Below are 23,052 nucleotides of genomic sequence, written 5' to 3' on the forward strand. Positions count from 1 at the left end.
AGCGGTTGGTTAAGCTTTCGCTCAACCGAGGCGCGCATTCTACAGCAGCCCCTGTAGCTGTCAAGCGGTTATTTTAAGATGTTTTCAAAGTTTCCTTTTTAACATCAACCACTTGCGCTTCCGATCTCTCGTTAGCGGGAGGCGAATTCTACAGCGTTACACGCTGCTGTCAACACCTCATTTCCTGCTTCGAAGAATTGAAGCTGACACCGTCAAAATCATCCAACTCGTTGATATTCAAGGAGTTTTCCGTTTCGACTGCGCCGGAATTGGTGCGAATTATAGGCTGCAAAAATTCTGAGTCAAGGGTTAATTAACGCCCTCTATATATAAGACAAATTCAAAAGCATATTGCGCACTATATTGCACACTGCGCGCCACTTGAGCATGATGCTTGACCTCTACACACTTATCGCCCAGGCATACCCCGCAATGACACAGTCCTCTCGTAGCCTCGTATCGACGCTAATACCTGTTGGTCTACTCCTTATCGCCATGGCCTCAATCCAATCAGGTGCGTCGCTCGCAAAAAGCATGTTCCCCGTTGTGGGCGCCCAAGGCACGACAACCCTGCGCTTGATATTTGCCAGCATCATCATGCTACTGATACTGCGCCCCTGGAGAGCCAAGCTCACCGCCAAATCGCTCAAGACCGTCATTGTTTACGGTATAGCGCTGGGCGGCATGAACCTGCTTTTCTATATGTCGCTGCGTACTGTCCCGCTGGGGATTGCTGTTGCACTCGAATTCACAGGCCCGCTGGCGGTCGCTATCTTCTCTTCACGCAAGGCCATCGACTTTGTGTGGATAGGCCTGGCAATTACCGGGCTTTTACTGCTTATCCCTCTAGGAGAAGGCGCACAAGGCATTGACCTCGTCGGCGCAGCCTATGCACTCGGAGCTGGCGTGTGTTGGGCGCTGTATATCCTCTTCGGGCAGAAAGCAGGCGCAGACAACGGCGTCCAGACAGCAGCCTTGGGCGTCATTATTGCGGCACTGTTTATTGCCCCCGTGGGCATTGTTCATGCAGGCAGCGCGCTATTGACCCCAGCCCTGATCCCGATCGCCCTTGCTGTCGCGTTATTGTCCACTGCCCTGCCCTACACGTTAGAGATGATCGCTCTTACGCGCATGCCTACCCGTACGTTTGGAACCCTGATGAGTATTGAGCCTGCCTTTGGAGCGCTGTCGGGGCTACTGTTTCTGCATGAGGTTCTGTCTGTCACACAATGGATAGCTATTCTGTGCATTATCATGGCCTCCGTCGGTGCGACCCTCACAATGCGTGGTCACTCAGCACCTGTCAGCACAGACAATTAGTCACCAATTTGACACAGTTCTGGTAATTGACTCTCATTTAGAGGATGTTTATAGGCCGAATGTGTCACTTGGGGCGATTTCGGATAAGGACATCCAAAGGAGCAACTGAATGATCAACCGCTCACCGCACCACGTAAATCTGACGTAAAAGCTTTAAGGACAGGAATGAAACGATTTTTGGTAGTTTTGGCCGTGCTCATGATCTCCGGCTGCGCTGCGACCTCCGAAACCGCCGTCAAACGTGGCAAGCGTGGCTTGCACATCAACTGCTCTGGATTATCGTCGTCATGGGATAAATGTTACGCGGAGGCCGTAAAGGCTTGCGGTGACAAGGGATACCGCGTTGTTGCCAAGTCAGGCGATGGTACTGAAGAACCTGGGGATTACCCTTTCGGATTGAACCCCGCCGGCTATACCAGTCGCAGCATGATCGTCCTTTGCAGATAACAGCCCAAACCTCTGTCACGTAACCCACTCAGTCGAGTACGTGACAGAGCGCCCTCGCGTTTTAAGAAAGTGCTGCTGTTCGAGCCTGCAACCACGCTAACGCATCACCCTCAAGCAATGGGCTCAATCGCTCACAAACCTGCTTGTGATAACCATTTAGCCACTCAAGCTCCTCACGCGTCAGCAGTGAAGCCTCAAGGCAACGCGTATCTATCGGGCAAAGCGTCAGGGTTTCAAACTTGAGAAACTCACCAAACTCCGAGGCGCCAGCCTCGCGATTCAACACCAGGTTCTCAATTCGCACGCCCCAACGCCCCGGGCGGTATGTACCCGGCTCAATTGACGTAATCATTCCGGGCTGCATCGCAGTGTGCGGTGCTACGGCTGCCTGATAGGCAATCACCTGCGGTCCCTCATGCACGTTCAAGAAGTAACCAACGCCATGCCCGGTACCGTGCCCGTAATCAACGTTATCAGCCCAGATCGGTGCCCGGGCGATGGCGTCAAGCAAAGGAGACAGAATCTCCTTTGGAAACCGGGCACGCGACAAAGCAATCACACCTTTGAGCACACGAGTGCAATCATGCTTTTGCTCGCGGGTAGGAGTACCGACAGGCACCATGCGGGTAATATCGGTGGTACCGCCCAAATACTGGCCACCCGAGTCGATAAGCAATAAGCCATCCCCCTCAATGACGGCGTGCTCTTGCTCGGTCGCGTGGTAATGCGGCATTGCGCCATTGGCGTTAAAAGCCGCGATGGTATTAAAGCTCAGCGATACAAAGCCCGGGCGACGTGCACGCGCAGCGCTCAACTGCTCATCAATGGTGAGCTCCGTGATGCGCTCATGACCCAAGGCAGCTTCGAGCCAGGCAAAGAACTCGCAAAGCGCAGCGCCGTCCTGCTCCATGGCCTGACGGATGTGAACCGCATCATCAAGGCTCTTTTGCGACTTGGCGAACGTGGTTGGATTCAACCCCTCAACGAACGTCACCTCACGGTTCACGTTGTTGAGCAAACCGCAGGTGACGCGTGCGGGATCTATCAGCAACCGGGTCGTTGCCGGCAGCGCAGCCAGAGCCGCGTTGATCTCGGTGTAATCGCACAAATTGACGCCATCGTGCTGAAGGGTGTCACGCAGCTCAACACTCACCTTTTCCAGATCAACAAACACCGTCGCCCGGTCAGGCTCAATCAATGCAAACGAGACAAAGACCGGGTTAAAAGAAACATCAGACCCACGCAGGTTAAACAGCCAGGCAATATCATCCAGCGTGGCGATAAAGTGTGCATCGGCATTACGCTGCTTAAGCGTTTCGCGCAGCTTCGCCAGCTTGTCCACTCGGCTCACGGTGGCTTGAGGGGGTAAATGTTCATACACCGGCTGTTTAGGCAACGCGGGACGATCAGTCCACACCAGGCTCAAGATATCGATATCGGTACGCAGAACAGCGCCACGCTCTTTGAGCTTGCTCTCCAGAGTGCGCGCGGATGCCAAAGCCAGAACAGCACCATCAACAGATACTGTCGACCCTTGCGGAGCTTGTTCTGCCAACCAGTCCAGAGGGCCTGGCTGACCAGGTTGCAACTTGACCAGTTCGATAGTGCTACCGGCAAGCTCTTTGCCAGCTTGCTCCCAGTAACGGCTGTCTGCCCACAATCCGGCAAAGGTCGGCGTCACGATCAACGTACCGACTGAACCGTGAAAGCCCGACAGCCATTGACGCCCCTGCCAGTAGGCAGGCAAATACTCGGAGAGGTGTGGGTCGGCCGAGGGAACCAACAGCGCATAAATGCCGTTCTGTTCCATCAAGGCGCGAGTCCGCGCCAAACGCTGCACCACAGATTCCTGATTCAACGACTGAATGCTCATCCTCTCTCCTGCTGGCCACGGTTGTTTTTCTTCGTCGCGGATAATGGAGCAGTCATCAAGACTGGGCAACTGCCCAAAAAGGTGCAGGCGCTGCAATGGCAGCCTTGATGGCGTTTACCGCGACATCAATGTCCTGTTCGCGGGTAAAACGCCCAAGGCTCAAGCGAATGGTTCTCGCCGCCTTGTCTGCATCATGGCCCACAGCAAGCAGTACGTGAGACGGCGCCTTGCTGGCCGAATTGCACGCCGAGGTTGCCGAGTAGGCCAGCACTGCACTCAGTGCCGAACTATTAAAGTGCCCTTCACCGAACGTCAGGCTCAAGGTATGAGGGATTCGCTGGATCGGACAACCATTACACTGCACACCCGGCACATCAGCCAATTGCTCAAGCAAGCGCTCGCGAAGGCCCTGAATATGCGAAAGCTCCTGGGTAAACGATTCACGGGCAATGGCAAAAGCTGCGCCCATGCCCGCGATCTGATGGGTTGCCAAGGTGCCGGAACGCAGTCCGGACTCATGGCCACCACCGTGGATCTGGGCCTGTAATCGATCCTGCGCACGTGGCCCGACATACAGGGCACCAATCCCTTTGGGACCGTAGAGCTTGTGCCCCGAGAACGACATCAAGTCCACCGCCCACTCTTGCAGGTCGATGGCCACCTTGCCGGCACCTTGTGCCGCATCAACATGAAACAACGCACCGTGCTCGCGAACCAGCCGCCCGATAGCAGGAACGTCATTCACCGTTCCCAGCTCATTGTTGACCAACATCAGCGACACCAGCAGCGTGTCCAAACGCAGCGCAGCACGGACTTTTTCAGCACTGACCAGCCCGTCGCTGTCAGGGGCCAGGTACGTCACATCGAAACCTGACGCCTCTAAAAAGTGCGCGGTATCCAATACCGCCTTGTGCTCGATCTGGCTGGTAATGATGTGCCCGCGCGATTCGCGGCTGGCCTGGGCAACGCCCTTCAAGGCCAGGTTATTGGACTCGGTAGCGCCCGACGTCCAGATGATGTGCTCTGGTTTTGCGTTGACCAACTGCGCGACCTGCTCACGGGCGAGCTCTACCGTCTGCCGGGCAGACTGGCCGAAAGCATGTGAGCCAGACGCAGGGTTCCCAAAATTGCCTTCAAAACCCAAGCACTCGACCATCACCTGAATGACACGATCGTCCACAGGCGTGGTGGCGGCGTAATCGAAATAAAGAGGTCGTTTGTTCATTGTGCAAACCCACTGAGCGCATTCCGGAATCAGGCAGTGCTTGATAGCAGAAAAAGTGAAGCCGCGTGAAAAGCGCGGCAGTTAGAAATAACCGATTGAACAGCCCAAACAAAGAGGCAGCGCTGAGAAAACCTGTAGGAGCCTTCCCAAACTCGGTCAAACGCTAATACATGGCCTTATAAAGCGCTAAAAGTAGGGTGTTGTGCAAGTCTTATATGCCATAAGGATATATAAATATGGAATTACGTTAGTTTACGGAATATCAAAATCCCCTTATAAAGTCGCCTTCGGCTTTCCTTTTGTGGGCAGAGCCCCCGGATAAAAGGAGCTGTCCTTGCAGCTTTTAACATTACCGTCGACTCCGGCACTCGCGACCTCCATAAGGGCCACGGCACAAGTGTTTGAAGACCCCGTGTCCAAAGCGTTACTGGCGCATCTGCAACAAATAGCTCCCAGCGACGCCAGCGTCTTGATCATTGGCGAAACAGGCACTGGCAAAGAGCTGGTAGCCCGACACATTCATCAACTCAGCCACCGCCATCAGCAGCCTTTTGTCGCCGTCAACTGCGGCGCATTTGCCGAGTCGCTGGTTGAAGCCGAATTGTTCGGTCACGAAAAAGGCGCCTTCACCGGCGCACTGGCCGCCAAAGCGGGCTGGTTTGAAGAAGCTGACGGCGGCACCTTGTTTCTGGATGAAATCGGCGACTTGCCGCTGCCCATTCAAGTGAAACTGCTGCGTGTATTGCAAGAGCAGGAAGTCGTCAGGCTCGGCTCGCGCAAAAGCACACCGATTAATGTCCGCGTACTGGCCGCCACCAACGTCAACCTGGAGCAGGCCATCGAAGCGGGGCATTTTCGCGAAGACCTCTACTACCGCCTGAATGTCGTGAGCCTGGTGCTGCGCCCATTGCGCGAGCGACCAGGGGACATCCTGCCACTGGCCAGACACTTCCTGCACACCTATCGGCAACGTCTGCAACACGGCCCGTCGACGCTCAGCCCATGCGCCGAAGAAGCCCTCACCCAACACCCATGGCAGGGCAACATCCGCGAACTGGAAAACGTCATTCATCACAGCTTGTTGCTGTGCCGCAACCAGACCATCTCCGTGCAAGACCTGCGACTGTCACCTTCACGCGTAAGGCGTCAGGAAACAACCGGGCCGTCACACACGCATTCGCAAGACAGCACCCAGGACCTGCTGCAACGCGCGTTTCGCAGGCTGTTCGAAGAAGAACCCGGCGCGTTGCATGAAACGGTTGAAGACAGCCTGCTTCGCGCTGCCTACGAGTTTTGCCATCACAACCAGGTGCATACCGCCAAACTGCTGGGCTTGAGCCGCAATGTCACACGTACCCGCCTGATCAAGCTTGGCGCGTTATCAGTGAACACCCGCCGCTCTGACTCACCGGCCTCCTCCCCCTATTTGCAGCAGTCCATCTAGTTAAACAGCAGCAGCCTTGTGACGGCTGCTGCTGAGCCGAACGTAAAGCGCAGACGTATTCATCAGCCGTCACCTGAGCAACCTTTGCCCGTAATAAAAGGCCTGTCGCCGCTTCCTGCGGTTATGGGTAAGATGGCTGCTTCCTTCAGCGCATCGCGCATACGTCCCGCCGAATTAAGTCGACCTCATGCCTTTTGATCTCAGCCTCAGCGTAGATTTGACCACCCTCGCCATTTTGGCCGCCGTTGCGTTTGTCGCCGGTTTTATCGATGCGATTGCGGGCGGTGGCGGCTTGCTGACTACCCCTGCCCTGCTGACCGCCGGCCTACCGCCGCACTTGGTATTGGGCACCAACAAACTCAGCTCGACATTCGGTGCAGCTACGGCCAGCTTCACCTTTTACCGGCGCAAACTGTTCCATCCACGCGAGTGGAAGCTGGCTATTTTCGGCACCCTGACAGGCGCCCTGATCGGCGCTATCGCCGCCCATTACATGCCGGCTGAATGGCTCAACAAAATGTTGCCGGTGATCGTCTTCGGCTGCGGGCTGTACTTACTGTTTGGCGGCACGCCTAAAACCCCGATCGACAACGACGCGCCGATCAAAAAAAAATGGCAACTGCCACAAGGTATTGGCCTGGGTTTCTATGATGGCGTAGCGGGCCCGGGAACCGGTGCGTTCTGGACCGTCAGCAGTATGCTGCTCTACCCCATCGACCTGGTGAAGGCCAGCGGGGTCGCCCGCAGCATGAACTTCGTCAGCAACATCACGGCGCTGTCGATCTTCATCTTCTCCGGGCACGTGGACTGGATCATCGGTCTGACCATGGGCTTTGCAGTCATGATCGGCGCCTTCTTTGGCGCCCGCAGCGCAATCAGCGGCGGGGCCAAATTCATTCGACCGGTGTTCATCACCGTGGTCTTGGGGCTGACGGTGCGCCTAGCCTGGCAACACTGGTTCGATATGGCCTAAACGCCGAGCCACGTACAGGTCGATGAGATAACGCGCAATCGAGCGCGACGCAGGCAATGGCGGCAACTGATGAATGTTGAACCACTGCGCATCTTCAATCTCGTCGGCCTGGGGCACGATGTCACCGCCCGCATACTCCGCATGAAAACCCAGCATCATCGAGTGCGGGAACGGCCAGCACTGACTGCCCACATACTGAATATTCTTGACCTGGACCTGCACCTCTTCGTGCACCTCACGAATCAGGCAGTCTTCGGCCGACTCACCCGGCTCGGCAAAACCGGCCAGGGTGCTGTAAACACCTGGCACAAACCGTGGCGAACGCGCCAGCAAGACTTCATCGCCACGGGTAATCAGCACGATCATGCTCGGCGAGATACGCGGATAGCTGCGCAAGTCACACGTCGCACAATACATCGCCCGTTCTCTCGGCACCTGCGTCATGGCCTGCCCGCAACTGCCACAAAAACGGTGCTCACGGGCCCACGTGCCAATTTGCGCGGCGTAACCCAACACCTTGTACAACGTGTGGTCGCCTTGCAGCATAAACGCGCGCAAACCCTGCCACTGGCAGCCCTGAACCTGGGCAGTGCCCTTCAATTCCAGCAGGTAGACCGGCTCGCCGTCCAGATGGCCAATGCCATGCTCAGCCAAAACCGGCAGGTCCTGACGCTTGAGCCATTCACGTGGAAACAATGGGCCATTGTCGTCGAGCAAAAAACCCTCTGGGCCACGCGCCACGGCCAAGCCGCCAGCAAAATCGGTGTCCAGTACTGCCGTAGTCCAACGCGAAGTCATCACAACATCCCAGGTCAAGTTGAGGTGCGACGCGGCGACCGCGTCAATCCTGAAATTCAGGCTTTTGTTTGCTCATATGTGCTGCAATGGCCAAACGCAAGTCCGTGGATTGCAACATGGCCGCGTTCCAGGTGGCAACATATTCAAGGCCATCATCGACACGGTGATCACGCATGTAACTGATCATCTGCTTGGTCCCGCCCACCGCAATCGGCGATTTACCAGCGATGTCTTGCGCAATGGCCATGACCCCCTCAAGCAAACGCTCATGATCACTGTATACCCGGTTGACCAAGCCAATACTGCGCGCTTCTTCAGCGTCGACCATGCGGCCCGTATACGCCAGCTCCCGAAGCATGCCGTCACCAATAATGCGCGGCAAACGTTGCAAAGTGCCGACATCGGCGGCCATGCCCATGTCGATTTCTTTGATCGAAAACTGCGCATCTGCTGCGGCATAACGCATGTCACAGGCCGCGATCAAATCAATGGCGCCCCCCAGGCAATAGCCCTGGACAGCGGCCAGAACAGGCTTGCGACATTGATCAACAGCATTGAACGAGGCTTGCATTTGCAGGATTTTGCGCCGTAGCAGGCGAGCGTTACGTCCGACATCCTTGCCCAGTTCATTAGCCACCGACGCCAGCAGCATCAAGTCAATGCCGGCCGAAAAGTGTTTGCCGGCGCCACTGATCACCACCACGCGCACGCCATCGGTTTCATCGATCCATTGAAAAATCTCAATGATCTCAGTCCAGAACGCAGCATTCATCGCATTGACCTTTTCAGGTCGGTTGATCGTCACGTAGGCGATGCTGTCGTTTAACTCAACCTTGAAAGCCTGGTATTCGGACATAACCTGAATCCTTTTTGGGGCGCAGTCGCCGGTCAATGAGCGAGCGACTATAACAAGCTGCGCGCCCCGAAAAAGACCGTGATTACGCCAAAAACCGGACAAAGTGGCGTCTTCGATCAGCCATCAAGGCTTCAGGACAAAACGCTCAAGTGCCTGCGCCACGCCATCATCCTCGTTGCTTGCGGTGACATACATCGCCTGCTTGCGGATCGCCTCGTCTGCCTGGCCCATGGCAACCGACAGCCCGGCACGCTTGAACATAGCCGGGTCATTGCCGCCATCACCCAAGGCCATGGTGCGCTCCAGCGGCACCCCTAAACGCTCAGCCAAGGTGGCAAGCGCCTCGCCCTTGTTGGCATGCAAGGCTGTCACATCCAGATAAAACGCCTGCGAGCGACTGGCCAGCGCCTCGTCACCCAATACACCTTGGAGCTGATGCTCAAGCTCAACCAACAACGGAGCATTACGACTGGCCGCGACAATTTTGTCGACCCGGTGCAAATAGTCACCAAACTCAGTGACCACCCGCGGAGCAAAGCCCAGCGCATTCTGCTCCTGCGCCACCATGGGGCCATCCGGGTCGCGCAACAACCATTGATCATCGGCAAACACCCAGACTTCAACGTCGTGGTCAGCCAGTACATTCAACGTCGTTTTCACTGCCTCATAGGGCACAGGATGCGTTTGCAGGTAACTGCCATCAGGGTTAACCAGCACCCCGCCATTAAAGGCAGCCGTTGGCAACTCGATACCCAACTGTTTGATCTGCTTACGCATGCCTCTCGGCGGTCGCCCAGTGGCCAGCGTGAAGTACACGCCCGCAGCCTGCAGCGCTTTTACCGCCGCCAACGTGCGCGGGCTGATGCTGTGATCGCGTTTGAGCAAGGTGCCGTCCATGTCGCACAGCACCAACTGAATCGACTCTTGCGTCGGCGTACTCATTCGATGTCCAGCCATACGCGGCCATCGCGGGCCAACAAATCCCTGGCGGCCTGCGGCCCGTCTTCACCGGCTTTATAGAAGTGCACATCCGCCTGCTCACGCCACGCATCGAGAAAAGGCTGCACGCCGCGCCAGCCGTTTTCGATGTTATCGGCCCGCTGAAACAAGGTTTGATCGCCGGTCAGGCAGTCATAAATCAAGGTCTCGTAGCCAGTAGACGGCTGTACCTCAAAGAAGTCCTTGTAGGCAAATCCCAACTCAATATTGGCCATGTTCAGACCCGGCCCAGGACGCTTGGCCTGCAGGTCAAACCACATGCCTTCATTGGGCTGGATGCGGATACGCAGATAGTTGGGCTTCAAACGTTCCACTTCGGTATCGCGAAACTGTGCGTACGGCGCGGGTTTAAAGCAGATCGCAATTTCCGTATCACGCGCGCTCATGCGTTTACCGGTGCGCAGGTAAAACGGCACGCCTACCCAACGCCAGTTGTCGATCATCACTTTGAGGGCGACAAAGGTCTCCGTCGAGCTGTCTGCGGCCACGTTGTTTTCTTCACGATAACCGGGCACAGGCTTACCACCCGACTCGCCCGCCGTGTATTGACCTCGCACCGAGTTTTTGCGCGCGTCTTCAATCGACCACGGCCGAATCGCGCCAATCACTTTGGCCTTTTCGCCGCGCACCGCATCTGCGCCAAACGCAGCCGGTGGCTCCATCGCCACCATGGCCAACAACTGGAACAGGTGGTTAGGCAACATGTCGCGCAAGGCGCCGGTGTTTTCGTAAAAGCTGCCACGGGTCTCAACACCGACCGTTTCAGCGGCCGTGATCTGCACGTGGTCGATGTAATGGTTGTTCCAGAACGACTCAAAAAGCCCGTTGGAAAAACGGCTGACCAAAATGTTCTGGACCGTTTCCTTGCCCAGATAATGGTCAATCCGGTAGATCTGCTTCTCGCTCATGACACTCAACAGGCAAGCGTTCAAGGCTTGCGCCGTGTCGACATCCGAGCCAAAAGGTTTTTCAATCACTACCCGGCGAAAAGCCTCCGGGGTTTCTTTAAGCAGCCCGCTGGCCCCCAGCCGCTGCACCACTTCGCTGAAAAAGCGCGGAGCAGTGGCCAGGTAAAACACCGCGTTGCCCGTGCCACTGGCGAAAATCTTCTGCTCCAGCGCCGCGTAGGTGCTGTCGTCAAGGAAATCGCCCTGCACATAACTGATGTTTTTCGCCAAACGGGCCCACAAGTCAGCATTCAGGCCCTGACCATCAGGATGGTTGACCTTGCTGGCGGCCTCCGTGCGAATGAAGTCCTCCAGCTTCTTGGCAAAGCCCTCATCACTGATCGCATTGTGGTCAACGCCCACAATGCGCAAGCCATCGTCCAGCAAACCGTCCCGAGTCAAGTTGTACAGCGCCGGCATTAACAAGCGCTTTACCAGATCACCATGAGCCCCAAACAGAAACAGAGTGGTAGGAGGCGCAGGTTTAACGTTGGATTTGCTGGACGGTTCGGTCATTTTTTAGGCGTCTCCACATGGCCGCCGAAACCAAAGCGCATGGCCGACAACAATTTGTCGCCATACAGGCTTTGCTGGCGCGAGCTATAACGGGCAAACAGGGCGTTGGACAGAACCGGCACCGGCGTCGACTGCTCCATGGCAGCTTCGATAGTCCAGCGGCCTTCGCCGCTGTCAGCCACGGCGCCCGAGTAACCGTCCAACGGTGCGTCAACGGCCAGAGCGTCGGCGGTCAAGTCCAGCAACCAGGACGACACCACACTGCCACGACGCCACACTTCAGCGATATCGCCCAGGTTCAGGTCAAAACGCTGGTCTTCAGGCAGGTTTTCGCCTCCTTTCATCTTCATCAGGTTGAAGCCTTCGGCATACGCCTGCATCAAGCCGTACTCGATACCGTTGTGCACCATTTTGACGAAGTGCCCTGCACCCGCCGGGCCTGCGTGGATGTAACCGCGCTCGGCGCGATCGTCATCAGACACACGGTCCTTGGTCCGTGGAATATCGCCCAGGCCCGGGGCCAGCGCAGCAAACAGCGGGTCCAGGTGTTTAACCACTTGCGTGTCACCACCGATCATCATGCAGTAACCGCGTTCCAGGCCCCAGACGCCGCCCGAAGTACCGACGTCGACATAACGAATGCCTTTTTCAGCCAGCGCTTTGGAGCGACGAATATCGTCTTTATAGAAGGTGTTACCGCCATCGATGATGATGTCATCGGCGTCGAGCAGTTGGCTCAGGGTATCGATCGTGTCTTCGGTCGGTGCGCCAGACGGCAGCATGACCCACACAGCGCGAGGCTTGGCCAGGCCAGCCACCAGCGCAGGCAGGCCAGCAACGCCGGTGGCGCCGTCCTGTTCCAGAGCACTGACGAAATCGGTATTGCGGTCAAAAACCACGGTGGTATGCCCATTGAGCATCAGACGCCGTGCGATGTTCCCGCCCATACGGCCCAATCCAATAATTCCCAACTGCATGTACTGTTGCTCCCAACGGCAAATAAATAGGTGTACAGCACCTTAGTTCAGCAATGCTTAAGGTGCTCGGCTAAGGATTAGTCCTATCGCATGGCGCATAGTTTCGCACATGCAGCGGGGCAGATTCGCGATTGAATCCACTCAGCGGACGGATGAACGGCGATCTGCGTAAAAAAACACTAAAAACCCTTCCCCAACCTGTAGGAGCGAGCTTGCCTCGCGATCTTTTAAAAGATCAAAAGATAGCGAGGCAGGCTCGCTCCCACGACCATCCCCCCTCGAAGTTTCATCTCCCGCACAAAGTTTTCACATGACTTTTGTGACAATTGATCACTTTGTGGCTGTTTTATTTTCAGACAGCCCGCACGCGTTGTGCCGGGTCCTACGGCGTCAACCATTCAAGCTGTATTGCGCTGGAGTGTTGTATGGGGTTGTTTAAACGCAGTAATGCATCTGCGAACGGGTTCGATTGGGCTGGTTTAGGCTGGTTGTTTCTATTCTTCTGGTACTTTTCCGGCATCACTCAACTGTTGATACAGCTCACCGGTACTTCGGGCTTTTCAGGCTTTCGCCAGGCATTCGTGATGAGCGCCCTGTGGTTGGCGCCGATGCTGATGTTCCCCGCCCGCACCCGGATCATGGCAGCGGTGATCGGCGTGGTGCTGTGGGCCTGCTCCATGGCCAGCCTTGGCTATTTCTTTATCTATCAGCAAGAGTTCTCGCAAAGCGTCATCTTCATCATGTTCGAGTCGAACACCTCTGAAGCCGGCGAGTACATGACGCAATACTTTGCCTGGTGGATGGTGCTGGCCTTCCTGACGCATACCGCGTTCGCGGTTTTCCTCTGGACACGCCTGCGCCCGGTGTACCTGCCCCGCGCCCAAGCCTGGGCCGCAGCCCTGGCGATCGTGCTCGCAGTGGTCGGCTACCCGCTGATCAAACAGACCCTTAAACACGACACCTTCGCCTCAGCCCTCGAAAGCTTCGAAAGCCGCGTAGAGCCCGCCGTGCCGTGGCAAATGGTGGTCGCCTATCGTCGTTATCTGCAACAACTGGACAGCATGCAAGGCATGCTCGCCAGCGCCAGCAAAATCCCGCCACTCACTAACCTCACAGATGAAGAAGCAGGCCAACCGACCACGCTGGTTCTGGTCATCGGTGAATCCACCAACCGCCAGCGCATGAGCCTGTACGGTTACCCTCGCGAAACCACGCCCAACCTGGACAAATTGCGCGACCAACTGGCGATCTTTGACAACGTCGTTACGCCGCGTCCTTACACCATCGAAGCCCTGCAACAAGTGCTGACCTTCGCCGACGAAGAAAACCCGGACTTGTACCTCAGCACCCCGTCGCTGGTCAGCGTGATGAAACAAGCGGGTTACAAAACCTACTGGATCACCAACCAGCAGACCATGACCAAACGCAACACCATGCTCACCACCTTCTCCGAGCAGGCTGACCAACAGGTCTACCTCAATAACAACCGTAACCAGAATGCCCGCCAATATGACGGCGATGTCCTGGAGCCCTTTAACAAGATCCTGGCCGACAGCGCACCGCGCAAACTCATCGTGATTCACTTGCTCGGCACTCACATGAGTTATCAGTACCGCTACCCGCCGACTTTCGACAAATTCACCGATCGTACCGGCGCGCCTGCCGGGTTGAGCGATGACCAGATCCCCACCTACAACAGTTACGACAACGCGGTGCTGTATAACGACTTCGTGGTGTCGAGCCTGATCAAGGACTTCGCCAAAACCGACCCGAACGGCTTTCTGCTGTATTTGTCCGACCACGGTGAAGACGTGTTCGACTCTGTGGGCCACGACACGTTGGGACGCAACGAGGCCAAGCCAACCGCGCCGATGTACACCATCCCCTTTTTGGCCTGGGCCTCGCCCAAATGGCGTGAAGACCACACCTGGGATTTCGCCGGTGATCTGGACCGCCCTTACAGCAGCTCACAGTTCATCCACACCTGGGCAGACCTGGCCGGGTTAAGCGCTAAAGAGCTGGATGACAAGAAGAGCCTGGTCAGCGATGAGTTTGTCGTACGCCCGCAATTAATCGGCGACCCCTACTCTCGCCCGCAAAAAGCCCTGATTGATTTCAGCCTGATCAAGCCCAAAGCGGCGCCGGTGCAAAGCGCGGTCAATTAATAGATGCTACTCAAAATGGGAGCGGGCTTGCTCGCGATGGTCGTTAACAATGACGCGTATTAACTGAGTAAATCAGGTGCTCTGAAGACCATCGCGAGCAAGCCCGCTCCCACAGGCGCAAAATATCGCTCAAAAGAACAGCATCGCGCTGTTACAGCGGCTTGTTCCAAAACAGCATACGCCCGTGGGCCGGGTCCAGTTGCCCTGCGCTAAACCCGAATTTGCGGTAAGAACCCTGAGCCACAGGGTTGCCTTCCAGCACTTCGAGGGTGATTTTGCAGCAGCCGCGTTCCCGCGCAATGGCCTCGACCTTTTCCAGCATTTTTTGGCTCAGACCCAAGCCACGGTAGGTATCGACCACTGACACGTCGTGCACGTTGACCAGCGGCTTCCCGGCGAACGTCGAAAAACCTTCAAAACAGTTAACCAGCCCGGCGGCCTTGCCATCCACAAATGCCAGCACGCTGAAAGCATGCGCACGCTTGGCCAACTCGCCCGGGAGTTGTTCCAGCACCTGGGCTGATAACGCCTCGCCACCACCCATCGGGTCCTGCGCGTAGTGGTTCAAAACGTCTCGCAGTGCTTGAGCGTGAACCGGGTCCGTATAGTTTGCTTGTACGACTACCACTTGCGACATCGCGCATCTTCCCCAAGGTCTGATTTTATTTTGAGAGCCTGCGACCTTAGCGTGCCAGCGGTGACGCAAACAAGTATTCGCCTCAAGGGCGCTTTGGCGGGTCAATGCTCTGCATCAGTTCAACAATGTTCGCGGCCAGCGCGTCGGCATCCTGATAAATACGGATATGCCGGAACTGCGCGTTGTCGCGATGGTATTGCGCGGCATCGACAGCCGGCCCACCGGCCATTTTCCGGCTGATCAAAAGCAAGTCAAACTCACCAGGTTTGGCGTCGCGCAGTCCTTTTAGCGCATCAACTGCGCGCAAAGGAGCTACTCGATGGTATCCCGCCAGATTGAGCGCCCTGTCAATTTTTAACGCCTGCTCGGTATCAGAGTCTGCGATCAATATTCGTAAAGACTTATTCGGCATAGTGGTTTAACCGTCGTCAAACGTCGTTGCGTTGAATATTTAAACTAAACAGCCCGTTTCAACGATTAATAGGTGGGGTGCCTTGTTTTTCAAGCCCCGCCTGTCTCCAGATCACTGCGCTCCCTGATGCTGCATGTGCTCCTCCAGAGCGCGGGCAAAGCGCTCCATCTCTGCATGCAGCGCATCCACACACGGGAGAATTAACGCCGGATCGGCCAAAGCGCTCGCGGCCTCAAGTTGCTCGCAACAACGCATCAAGCCTTTGGCCTGGACCAGTGCAACAGCACCTTTGATCTTGTGCGCCAGCGCAGCCAGCCCTTGAAAATCATCGCTGACAAAAAGCTGCATCAACTGCACAAGATCCTCTTCGGTATTGACGGCCATCTCCGTCAGCAACTGATGCACCAACGCGTCATCGCACTGAGCCAATTGCTGGAGGTAGGCCAAGTCAATTTCATCGTGGCCATCGGCAAGCGGTTCGGCGTAAGACACGTTTGCAGAGCCAGGAGTTCCGGAGGCCAGGCACAGACTCAAGTCCTGCAGGCTGATCGGCTTGAACAGACACTGATCCATCCCCGCTTGCCGACAACGTTCAATTTCTTCGGGCTGGGCATTGGCCGTCAGGCCCAAAACAAGGCATGGCCCATGCGCTCGCCCGGCCTCGTCGTTGCGTATGGCGCGGGCCAAATCATAGCCATTCATGACCGGCATGTTGCAATCGGTAATAACCACGTCAAACCTGCCCGCGCGCCACGCCGCCAGACCTTGGGCACCGTTCTCGGCATCAATGACACGGTGCCCCAGGTAACTCAATTGTTGAGCCAGCAGCATGCGGTTGGCCGGATAGTCGTCCACCACCAGAATGCTCATCGAGCCCGGCGAGGCCAGCCCTTCTACCTCGTCATCTGCCTGCCCGGCATCGGGTTCAAGGCGCGGCACGTTGAGGCTGATATCAACGTGAGTGCCTTTGCCCGGCTCACTGCTCATCTGAATCGTCCCGCCCATCATTTCGCAGAGCGAGCGGCAAATCACCAGCCCCAGCCCAGAGCCGCTGCGCGCCGATTGATGATTGTTACTGGCCTGGACAAACGGGCTAAACAGTCGACGCAGATCCTCCTCACCAATACCTGCTCCGGTGTCATCAACCCCTATACCAATCTCTACCTGCGCCCCGTCAGGATGAGGTTGCACGTTCAACGTCAGGCGGACTTCACCCTGCTCGGTAAACTTGATGGCATTGCTCAGCACATTGGAAACAATTTGTTTAAAGCGCATCGGGTCGATCAACACGTCGATGTCTGCAGCCGATGTAGCGGGTTCATACACCAGGCTCAGATGTTTCTGCCGGGCCAAACCATCAAACATACGCACTACCGACACCACCAACACCTGCACATTGGCGCGTTTGGGGCTCAATGACAGATGCCCGGACTCAATGCGCGCGATGTCCAGAATATCGCCGATCAACTCCAGCAGTTCGCGAGCAGCCCCCGACGCCACTTCAATGGCCAGCCGGTCCATAACGCCCTGATCAGCTTTTTTCATCGCCAACTCAAGCATGCCGATCACTGCATTCATGGGCGTGCGGATTTCATGGCTCATGGTGGCTAAAAACGTGGTTTTGGCGCGATTCGCCTCATCGGCCTGTTGTTTGGCAATTTGCACTTGCTCCAGCAACTGCTGGCGCCTGGCGACACTGCGACGCAAATAGGCAATCCAGCCAAACGCGAGCAACAGCAGCACTGCCGCAATGGCAAAGCCCTGGAGAATCGCAGCCCGATTACGCAACCAATAGCTTTCGCCTTCCGGCGAGTCATCGCGCCAGCGATTGGTCAGCACGCTCATGTCTTCAGGAGAAATACTCAGCAACGCCTTGTCCAGAACCCCATGCAGTTCTGGAGCATCGCGCGCAGTGGCAAAACCGATCTGTGCGGGCTGGGTGCCCACCGTACTGGTGATGTGCAACTGCCCGTTAAAACGCCGCGAAATCATGTGGCGCGCACTGATCAACGCGTTGATGGCGCCATCCGCTTTACCTGCAACCACCATCGCCATGGCATCGGCAGCGTTGTCTGCCTCCAGCAGTTGGATGCGGGGGTAGTGCCGCAACACAAACTCGCGCAACACATTGCCTCGTACCAGCACCAGGCGTTGCCCCGCCATCTCATCCAGCGTGTCAGGGCTCTCAAGTCGGGTAGAGGTCACCAGCACAAACGGCGTGGTCAGATAAGGCCGGGTAAAGAGCAACTGTGATTCACGATAGACGCTAGGAGTGAAGGCGCCGATGACATCGGCCTTGCCGCTGCTGACCAGACCGATCAGGTCTTGCACCGAGTCGCCTTTAACCACCTCGAACTCAAGGCCGGTACGTGCACTGATATTAAACAGCACATCGGCACTGACGCCTTTAAACACACCCTGCTCGTCAATAAACGACAGCGGCAAGTATTGATCATTTATCGCCACCCGCAGACGCGGATGCGCATCCAGCCAACGCTGTTCACTGGCGGTGAGGTTCAGCCGCGAATGGCTACTCACTTGCGGCCCTTCCGAACTCCAGCGGCGCAGAATCGTCATCCGCTCACTGGCCGGAATCGCCGCCAGCCCCGCATTGACTATGCGCAGCAACCGGGCGTTATCGCGCGCCAGCGCAAACGCAAAAGGGCTGACATCGATGCGCGAGAAGTCGGCCAATTGCACATTGTTGAGGTAGTTTTTATTGATCAGGTAGTTGGCGCTGATGAAGTCCCCAAGGTAAGCATCAGCCTGACCAAACGCCACAGCGCCAATAGCACTCAGTGTTGAGGGATATAGCTGCAACTCGGCCTTGGGGTAAAACGCCCGGACTTCTTGTGGAGGCAAATAGTGATCTAGCATGGCCAAGCGCTTGCCTGCCAGATCAGCCGGCATCACCGGTTGGTTAGCGCTGCGCGTTACCAGCGTGGGCGAGTCGTCGGCATAGGCCTGGCTCAGCACCAGTGCGCGATCTTGCGCTTCAAAGCCGTTGGCGCTGCTGAGCAAGTCCAGCTCGCCGCGCTTGAGCGCGTTTATCGCCAGCGACCTTGAGGCATACCGTTTAACGTCAACATTAACGTGCAACAACTCGGAGAGTAGCTGCATGTAATCCGCCGTCAGCCCTTCAAAGTCCTGATCATTACCGGTCATGTCAAAGGGCGCGTAATCCGGTGCCGAAATGCCCAGCCGCAAGGTGTCGTGCTGTTTAAGCCATTGCCAGTCGGGCGCCTCAAGCACCACGCTGTAGGCTTCAACATTTGAGCGGCCCAACAACTGCAACGACTGCACCGTCGGCTGCGCCAGTGCGTAAGGCCATCCCAGAACCAGCGACACGATCAACAGCCCGTGCCGCACAAAAAGCTTCATTTAAATCAAGCCATTACGTTTGGCAAACTCTGCCAGATAAACAACTGACTTCATGTTTAATTTTTCAATCAACCGTGCCTTATAGGTACTGATTGTCTTGCTGCTCAGGGTCATTTCCAGTGCTATTTGTTTATTACTGATACCTCGAGCAAGTTGCTGCAAAATAGTTAACTCGCGGGCCGATAAACTTTCAATCAATTCGATGTCCGTCAATGTTGCATCACTGTTTCGAACCGAACTGATCGCCAGGTTAGGGAAAAACGTATAACCGTCCATGATCGTCCTGACCGCCCGTTGCAACTCGCTGAGTTCCTGTTTTTTCGTCACGAACCCGGCTGCACCGGCCTTCATACAACGCTGCGAATAAAACAGCGCCGCTTGGGAGGTCAGCACCAAAATCCGGCAGGTCAGCCCGGACGCCTTGATACGGCTGATCACCTCCAGACCGTCCAGACCCGGCATGGTGATGTCCAGGACCACCAGATCGACCGCATGCTGGCGCGCCAACTGCACCGTATCGATTCCGTTAGTTGCTTCTGCCACCACGGTGTAACCCTGATTCTCCAACAGCAGTCGCACAGCGGTGCGAATCAAGGAGTGATCATCGGCAATCAAGACTTTATACATTTGAACCCCTGCCAAAAACTGCCAATAACAGGACGTGGGCGGCTTTATCTATTTTTTTGAATAGATAACTCCGTAACTTCCTCATGATTAACATGCTTATGAATACAAGGGAAAGTATAGGATATTTCCTACAAACCTCCCGTGCGTCCTCACCGCTACTTGAACGCAACATCGCGATACCCGATTGAAATCAAGCCGCGAATAATCGCCATTCGGGTGCAACTTACGAGTAGGGAAAGCACCACACAGGATGTAGGAAATTTCTTAAATGATGGCGCGCGCCCGAAATTAAATGCCTCCAAGGGGCATGGGCTGCGATCGTTACATGACCGCAGCCCACGCTTTGAAAGCCTTTACTGCCAGCCGAACTTACGGATGTAAAAACCCTTAACCGCTTGGGTCAGCGCCATGTACGCCAGCAAAATCACCGGCAGGAAAATGAAGTACAGCGGTGGCAGCGCCTCCAGTTTGAAGTAGCTGGCCAGCGGCCCCATCGGCAGGAAAATACCGATGGCCATGATCACCCCGGTCATTACCATCAACGGCGTCGCTGCACGGCTTTGCAGGAACGGAATTTTCGGTGTGCGGATCATGTGCACAATCAGGGTTTGCGTCAGCAGCCCGACCACGAACCAGCCCGACTGGAACAGAGTTTGATGCTCAGGGGTATTAGCCTTGAACACGTACCACATCAGGGCGAAGGTCAGCACGTCAAACACCGAGCTGATGGGCCCGAAGAACAGCATGAAACGTCCGACATCCGCTGGCTGCCAGCGTTGTGGTTTTTTCAGCATTTCGTCATCGACGTTATCAAATGGAATCGCGATCTGAGACACGTCGTACAGCAGGTTTTGTACCAGCAGGTGCATCGGCAACATCGGCAGAAACGGAATGAACGCACTGGCGACCAACACCGAGAACACGTTACCGAAGTTCGAGCTGGCGGTCATTTTGATGTACTTGAGCATGTTGGCGAAGGTGCGACGGCCTTCCAGCACGCCCTCCTCCAGCACCATCAGGCTTTTTTCCAACAGAATGATGTCCGCCGCTTCCTTGGCGATATCCACCGCGCTGTCCACTGAAATCCCGATGTCAGCAGTGCGCAACGCCGGGGCGTCGTTAATTCCGTCCCCCATAAAGCCCACCACATGGCCGTTAGCCTTGAGCAAACGCACAATGCGTTCCTTATGAGTGGGTGTCAGCTTGGCAAATACGTTGGTGGTCTCGACCGCAACCGCCAGCTCGGCGTCAGTCATGCGCTCAATGTCATTGCCCATCAGCAAGCCTTGTTGCTCAAGGCCCACTTCGCGGCAAATCTTGGCCGTCACCAGTTCGTTATCACCGGTCAGCACTTTGACTGCCACGCCATGCTCGGCCAGCGCTTTGAGCGCAGGCGCGGTGCTTTCCTTGGGCGGGTCCAAGAACGCAACATAGCCGATCAGCGTCAATTCCTGCTCATCTGCCAGGCTGTAGGTGTCACGGCCCGCAGCCATCGAACGAGCAGCCACCGCGACCACGCGCAAGCCTTCCTCGTTGAAAGCTGCCGTTACCTGGCGAATACGCGCCAGCAGTTCGTCGCTGAGGGTCTCTTCCAGATCGCCATGGCGAACGGTCTTGCACACCGACAGCACTTCTTCGACCGCGCCTTTGCAGATCAACTGGTGCGGCTGATCCTGCTCGGCCACCACCACCGACATGCGGCGGCGGGTGAAGTCGAACGGAATCTCGTCAACCTTGTTGAACGCTGTGCCCACGTTCAATTCGCGGTGCACTTCCACATGCTCCAGCACCGCCACATCCAAGAGGTTTTTCAGGCCTGTCTGGTAGTAGCTATTCAGGTAGGCCATTTCCAGCACGTCGTCGGACTCTTCACCCCACACATCCACATGGCGCGCCAGGAAGATCTTGTCCTGGGTCAGGGTCCCGGTTTTATCGGTGCACAGTACGTCCATCGCGCCAAAGTTCTGAATCGCGTCCAGACGTTTGACAATGACTTTTTTGCGCGACAGGAACACCGCGCCCTTGGCCAGGGTCGAGGTCACGATCATCGGCAGCATTTCAGGGGTCAGGCCCACCGCCACCGACAGCGCGAACAACAAGGCTTCAGTCCAGTCACCTTTGGTAAAACCATTGATGAACAGCACCAGCGGCGCCATTACAAACATAAAGCGGATCAACAACCAGCTGACCTTGTTAACCCCGGTCTGGAACGAAGTCGGCCCACGGTCGGTGGCCCCGACACGCTGGGCCAGCGCCCCAAAGTAAGTGCTATTACCCGTGGTCAGGACCACGGCGGTGGCGGCACCGGAAACCACGTTGGTGCCCATGAACAGAATATTTTCCAGCTCAAGCGGGTTGATGGTCTGGCTGTCAGAGTGATGCGCAAACTTCTCCACCGGCATCGACTCACCGGTCATGGCCGCTTGGCTGACAAACAAGTCCTTGGCGCTCAAAACCCGGCAATCGGCCGGGATCATGTCCCCTGCCGACAGTACGATCAGGTCGCCCGGGACCAATTGTTTAATCGGCAACTCAATGCGTTGCGCACCCTTTATTTGCTGGGCCGCGCCGTAGAACTTGCCAAACATCGGCGACGCTTCTGCACTGAAGTCCCGACGCATGACCGTAGCGGTGTTGCTCACCATCGCCTTGAGAGCATCGGCTGCTTTGTTCGAACGGGCTTCTTGCCAAAAACGCAGCAGGGTCGACAGCACCACCATGGTGCTGATCACCACTGCCGCCTGGATGTCATCGGTGGCCAGCGAGACCGCCGCGAGCAAGGTCAACAGCAAGTTGAACGGGTTTTTGTAGCAGTGCCACAGGTGCACCCAGCGGCTGAGGGGCTGCTCGTGTTCAATTTCGTTGAGGCCGTGGCGGTCACGCAGTGTCTGCGCTTCGGCTTCACTCAAGCCATCGGTATGGGTGCCGAGCTTGTCGATCAACGCCGCGCTTTCGGTGTTGGCCGAAGCCACCAGGGTTTGCGCCAGGGTAGGCGGCACTTCACGGCTGACCGTGGTGTTGGTCAGGCTGTCGAGCAATGCCAGACGACGAAAGTGCCGTCCAATGTGGCGAGTGCGTAGAAAGCCTGCGAAGAATTCTTTCAGGGTGTGTTTCATGGTGCTACTCCTGCGCCGCCTGCGTAGTCACCCTGTTCAGCGTGATTACCCAGGCAGCCTTAAACTCGAACCGTCATTCATTTTTTAGTCTCGGTCAGCGGGCCTGATACCCGCCGTCAATTATTGGCGTACACGCAACCAGGTAAGGCTGGGCGGTGCTGGCGACGGCGAATGGGCGTAAAAAAGTGCTTCATGGTGCTTCCCCTAACGGTCAACGCAGCCTTGAAGGAGGCACAGCCGAACGTGCGCTCCGTGCCTGAGGCACGCGCGAACGTCGTGTTGCACTACGCAACACGTTTCAGTGTCTGGGAGAGGGCTTCGGGTTCGGGGTCTTAACCC

At 56.3% G+C, this 23,052-nt stretch carries 17 protein-coding genes; 5 read left to right on the forward strand and 12 right to left on the reverse strand.

What is annotated here, in order from left to right; all coding sequences use genetic code 11:
• Nucleotides 1–432: 432 nt before the first annotated feature.
• Entirely contained in the window at nucleotides 433–1,320 is an 888-nt protein-coding gene (rhtA, locus tag AAEZ03_RS01940; protein WP_278941627.1) for a threonine/homoserine exporter RhtA, read from the forward strand.
• Nucleotides 1,321–1,485: 165 nt separating this feature from the next.
• Nucleotides 1,486–1,767, forward strand: a complete 282-nt coding sequence (locus AAEZ03_RS01945; protein WP_048373188.1) for a hypothetical protein — start codon at nucleotides 1,486–1,488, stop codon at nucleotides 1,765–1,767.
• 61 nt (nucleotides 1,768–1,828) lie between these two features.
• Here AAEZ03_RS01945 and AAEZ03_RS01950 read toward each other — a convergent pair whose 3' ends face one another.
• A complete protein-coding gene (locus tag AAEZ03_RS01950; protein ID WP_350575568.1) occupies nucleotides 1,829–3,640 on the reverse strand; it encodes an aminopeptidase P family protein in 1,812 nt (603 codons plus the stop codon).
• A 55-nt stretch (nucleotides 3,641–3,695) separates the two neighbouring features.
• Nucleotides 3,696–4,865, reverse strand: a complete 1,170-nt coding sequence (locus tag AAEZ03_RS01955) for a cysteine desulfurase family protein (protein ID WP_350575571.1) — start codon at nucleotides 4,863–4,865, stop codon at nucleotides 3,696–3,698.
• Between the two features lie 334 nt (nucleotides 4,866–5,199).
• On the opposite strand from AAEZ03_RS01955, the gene AAEZ03_RS01960 reads away from it, so the two are divergent.
• Both AAEZ03_RS01960 and AAEZ03_RS01965 read left to right on the forward strand, forming a co-directional pair.
• Nucleotides 5,200–6,309, forward strand: coding sequence for a sigma-54 interaction domain-containing protein (locus AAEZ03_RS01960; protein ID WP_350575574.1), 1,110 nt, complete (start codon nucleotides 5,200–5,202; stop codon nucleotides 6,307–6,309).
• 187 nt (nucleotides 6,310–6,496) lie between these two features.
• A complete protein-coding gene (locus AAEZ03_RS01965; protein WP_048373180.1) occupies nucleotides 6,497–7,282 on the forward strand; it encodes a TSUP family transporter in 786 nt (261 codons plus the stop codon).
• Here AAEZ03_RS01965 and nudC read toward each other — a convergent pair.
• From nudC to gnd, 5 genes are all read right to left on the reverse strand, one after another.
• Nucleotides 7,250–8,080, reverse strand: coding sequence for an NAD(+) diphosphatase (gene nudC, locus AAEZ03_RS01970; RefSeq protein WP_350575577.1), 831 nt, complete (start codon nucleotides 8,078–8,080; stop codon nucleotides 7,250–7,252). The two genes, AAEZ03_RS01965 and nudC, sit on opposite strands and share 33 nt — an antisense overlap.
• 43 nt (nucleotides 8,081–8,123) lie before the next feature.
• The gene (locus AAEZ03_RS01975; protein ID WP_350575580.1) at nucleotides 8,124–8,936 is read right to left on the reverse strand and encodes a crotonase/enoyl-CoA hydratase family protein; all 813 of its coding nucleotides are present in this window, start codon (nucleotides 8,934–8,936) and stop codon (nucleotides 8,124–8,126) included.
• Nucleotides 8,937–9,059: 123 nt separating this feature from the next.
• A complete protein-coding gene (locus AAEZ03_RS01980; RefSeq protein WP_350575582.1) occupies nucleotides 9,060–9,878 on the reverse strand; it encodes a Cof-type HAD-IIB family hydrolase in 819 nt (272 codons plus the stop codon).
• Nucleotides 9,875–11,398: a glucose-6-phosphate dehydrogenase gene (gene zwf / locus AAEZ03_RS01985; RefSeq protein WP_048391404.1), complete on the reverse strand. Its 1,524-nt coding sequence runs from the start codon at nucleotides 11,396–11,398 to the stop codon at nucleotides 9,875–9,877. The genes AAEZ03_RS01980 and zwf overlap by 4 nt, the downstream gene beginning before the upstream one ends.
• Nucleotides 11,395–12,375, reverse strand: a complete 981-nt coding sequence (gene gnd / locus AAEZ03_RS01990; protein WP_350575584.1) for a phosphogluconate dehydrogenase (NAD(+)-dependent, decarboxylating) — start codon at nucleotides 12,373–12,375, stop codon at nucleotides 11,395–11,397. Before gnd ends, zwf begins: the two co-directional genes overlap by 4 nt.
• A gap of 425 nt (nucleotides 12,376–12,800) precedes the next feature.
• Between gnd and AAEZ03_RS01995 the strand changes: the two genes are divergently transcribed.
• Nucleotides 12,801–14,540 (forward strand): phosphoethanolamine transferase CptA, encoded by a 1,740-nt coding sequence (locus AAEZ03_RS01995; RefSeq protein WP_350575587.1) that lies wholly within the window; start codon nucleotides 12,801–12,803, stop codon nucleotides 14,538–14,540.
• Nucleotides 14,541–14,691: 151 nt separating this feature from the next.
• On the opposite strand, the gene AAEZ03_RS02000 is transcribed toward AAEZ03_RS01995, so the two are convergent.
• The 5 genes from AAEZ03_RS02000 to mgtA form a co-directional block, all read right to left on the reverse strand.
• Nucleotides 14,692–15,177, reverse strand: a complete 486-nt coding sequence (locus tag AAEZ03_RS02000) for a GNAT family N-acetyltransferase (RefSeq protein ID WP_153333659.1) — start codon at nucleotides 15,175–15,177, stop codon at nucleotides 14,692–14,694.
• 82 nt (nucleotides 15,178–15,259) lie between these two features.
• Nucleotides 15,260–15,589, reverse strand: coding sequence for an ANTAR domain-containing protein (locus AAEZ03_RS02005; protein ID WP_350575590.1), 330 nt, complete (start codon nucleotides 15,587–15,589; stop codon nucleotides 15,260–15,262).
• 111 nt (nucleotides 15,590–15,700) lie between these two features.
• Nucleotides 15,701–18,970: a transporter substrate-binding domain-containing protein gene (locus AAEZ03_RS02010; RefSeq protein WP_350575593.1), complete on the reverse strand. Its 3,270-nt coding sequence runs from the start codon at nucleotides 18,968–18,970 to the stop codon at nucleotides 15,701–15,703.
• A complete protein-coding gene (locus AAEZ03_RS02015) occupies nucleotides 18,971–19,597 on the reverse strand; it encodes a response regulator (RefSeq protein ID WP_350575596.1) in 627 nt (208 codons plus the stop codon). It lies immediately after the preceding gene.
• A gap of 353 nt (nucleotides 19,598–19,950) precedes the next feature.
• Nucleotides 19,951–22,713, reverse strand: coding sequence for a magnesium-translocating P-type ATPase (gene mgtA / locus AAEZ03_RS02020; protein WP_350575598.1), 2,763 nt, complete (start codon nucleotides 22,711–22,713; stop codon nucleotides 19,951–19,953).
• Between the last annotated feature and the right edge of the window lie 339 nt (nucleotides 22,714–23,052).

It is taken from the genome of Pseudomonas sp. HY2-MNA-CIBAN-0224 (genome assembly GCF_040310285.1).
In the GTDB taxonomy this organism is placed as follows: domain Bacteria; phylum Pseudomonadota; class Gammaproteobacteria; order Pseudomonadales; family Pseudomonadaceae; genus Aquipseudomonas; species Aquipseudomonas helleri.

Bases quoted from the DNA above. Each gene is read 5' to 3' on its own strand.
- rhtA (WP_278941627.1), top strand. From the start codon at position 433: ATGACACAGTCCTCTCGTAGCCTCGTATCGACGCTAATACCTGTTGGT.
- AAEZ03_RS01945 (WP_048373188.1), top strand. From the start codon at position 1,486: ATGAAACGATTTTTGGTAGTTTTGGCCGTGCTCATGATCTCCGGCTGC.
- AAEZ03_RS01950 (WP_350575568.1), bottom strand. From the start codon at position 3,640: ATGAGCATTCAGTCGTTGAATCAGGAATCTGTGGTGCAGCGTTTGGCG.
- AAEZ03_RS01955 (WP_350575571.1), bottom strand. From the start codon at position 4,865: ATGAACAAACGACCTCTTTATTTCGATTACGCCGCCACCACGCCTGTG.
- AAEZ03_RS01965 (WP_048373180.1), top strand. From the start codon at position 6,497: ATGCCTTTTGATCTCAGCCTCAGCGTAGATTTGACCACCCTCGCCATT.
- nudC (WP_350575577.1), bottom strand. From the start codon at position 8,080: ATGACTTCGCGTTGGACTACGGCAGTACTGGACACCGATTTTGCTGGC.
- AAEZ03_RS01975 (WP_350575580.1), bottom strand. From the start codon at position 8,936: ATGTCCGAATACCAGGCTTTCAAGGTTGAGTTAAACGACAGCATCGCC.
- AAEZ03_RS01980 (WP_350575582.1), bottom strand. From the start codon at position 9,878: ATGAGTACGCCGACGCAAGAGTCGATTCAGTTGGTGCTGTGCGACATG.
- zwf (WP_048391404.1), bottom strand. From the start codon at position 11,398: ATGACCGAACCGTCCAGCAAATCCAACGTTAAACCTGCGCCTCCTACC.
- gnd (WP_350575584.1), bottom strand. From the start codon at position 12,375: ATGCAGTTGGGAATTATTGGATTGGGCCGTATGGGCGGGAACATCGCA.
- AAEZ03_RS01995 (WP_350575587.1), top strand. From the start codon at position 12,801: ATGGGGTTGTTTAAACGCAGTAATGCATCTGCGAACGGGTTCGATTGG.
- AAEZ03_RS02000 (WP_153333659.1), bottom strand. From the start codon at position 15,177: ATGTCGCAAGTGGTAGTCGTACAAGCAAACTATACGGACCCGGTTCAC.
- AAEZ03_RS02005 (WP_350575590.1), bottom strand. From the start codon at position 15,589: ATGCCGAATAAGTCTTTACGAATATTGATCGCAGACTCTGATACCGAG.
- AAEZ03_RS02010 (WP_350575593.1), bottom strand. From the start codon at position 18,970: ATGAAGCTTTTTGTGCGGCACGGGCTGTTGATCGTGTCGCTGGTTCTG.
- AAEZ03_RS02015 (WP_350575596.1), bottom strand. From the start codon at position 19,597: ATGTATAAAGTCTTGATTGCCGATGATCACTCCTTGATTCGCACCGCT.
- mgtA (WP_350575598.1), bottom strand. From the start codon at position 22,713: ATGAAACACACCCTGAAAGAATTCTTCGCAGGCTTTCTACGCACTCGC.